Raw genomic sequence first — 288 nt, 5'->3', positions numbered from 1 at the left:
GAACCTGGTTCCAAGCACCACGCCAGCGATCACTCAGGTCACCGACACCATCGACACGTCGACCGTCAAACTGACCGCCGATACGTCGGTGGCTGAGGGCGGCACCGTGACGTACACCGCCACGGTTGGCGCGCCTGTTACTGGCGCGCCTGTGGTTGTGACCCTGGCCAATGGTCAGAACATCACTATTGCCGTTGGCCAGACTTCCGGGACTGCGACTTTCACCGCGCCAAACGATGCGCTGACCGGCAACGCTCCGATCACCAACTCGATCACTGGCGTAACCGG

General features: G+C 62.2%; 1 protein-coding gene. It reads left to right on the top strand.

Annotation, left to right across the window (positions count from 1 at the left end; genetic code table 11):
* On the top strand, positions 1 to 288 hold a 288-nt coding region (locus GXB78_RS28015; protein ID WP_329517859.1), incomplete at both ends, for an immunoglobulin-like domain-containing protein.

Origin of the sequence: Pseudomonas moraviensis subsp. stanleyae, from assembly GCF_036283065.1 — a bacterium.
Classification (GTDB): domain Bacteria; phylum Pseudomonadota; class Gammaproteobacteria; order Pseudomonadales; family Pseudomonadaceae; genus Aquipseudomonas; species Aquipseudomonas stanleyae.
The sequence above is the reverse complement of the archived record's forward strand: the minus strand, read 5'-3'. Positions and strand labels throughout refer to the sequence as shown.